A 929-nucleotide genomic window follows, 5' to 3' on the forward strand; every position below is an offset into this window, starting at 1 on the left:
CTCGATCCCTCGGTACTGCGCACTCCGGAGGGACTGCCGCCCATGCTGCGGTCGCTCGCCCGCGGTGTGGCCCGTCCGCTCGCCAGGGATGTCCGCCAGGACCCGGATGGATTCGCCCGGCGGTGGGCGGCGATGCCGGGTGGGGAGCGCTCCGGTTTCCTGCGGGATCTGGTTCGCGGGCATGCGGCGGCTGTGCTGGGGCACCGGTCTGCGGAGCAGGTTGATATCACCCGGCCGTTCAAGGATTTGGGGTTCGACTCGTTGACGGCGGTTGAGTTGCGTAACCGGCTTGCCTCGGCGACTGGTTTGCGGCTTCCCGCGACGCTGGTGTTCGACTATCCCACGGCCAGGGTTCTGGCTGATTACGTGGCTGGGCTGCTCGGTGACGCCCCCGCTGAGCCCGCGGTGGCGAGCTTGCCGCCGGTGGTGTCGCTGGACGACGATCCGATCGTGATCGTCGGCATGGCGTGCCGTTACCCGGGGGGTGTGTCGGGCCCGGATGATCTTTGGCGTGTTGCTGCCGAGGGACGGGATGTGGTGTCGCAGTTCCCGACCGACCGTGGCTGGGACCTGGAGGAGCTCTTCGGTTCGGGCGGGCCCGGTTCCGGTTCGGGGGCGTCGACTACGGGCCAGGGTGGTTTCCTGGAGGGGATCGGCGATTTCGATGCGGAGTTCTTCGGGATCTCTCCGCGTGAGGCGGTGGCGACTGATCCGCAGCAGCGGCTGTTGTTGGAGACGTCGTGGGAGGCATTGGAGCATTGCGGGATCGATCCGTCCTCTCTGGCGGGCAGTTCGGTCGGTGTGTTCGTCGGTGCCTTCGAGTCTGGATACACGCGGGTGGCGAGTGACTCTGTCGACGATGTGGCGGGGCATCTGGTGACGGGTGGTTCGCAGAGTGTGTTGTCGGGGCGGGTGGCGTATGTGCTGGG

At 67.5% G+C, this 929-nt stretch carries 1 protein-coding gene; it reads left to right on the forward strand.

All coding sequences use genetic code 11. From position 1 onward, the window contains the following. Positions 1-42: 42 nt before the first annotated feature. Positions 43-929: type I polyketide synthase (locus tag ACP4IX_RS36285; RefSeq protein ID WP_426558924.1), on the forward strand; the 887-nt coding region annotated here is incomplete at its 3' end.

The organism is Streptomyces sp. WG5, assembly GCF_049974565.1.
GTDB lineage: Bacteria > Actinomycetota > Actinomycetes > Streptomycetales > Streptomycetaceae > Streptomyces.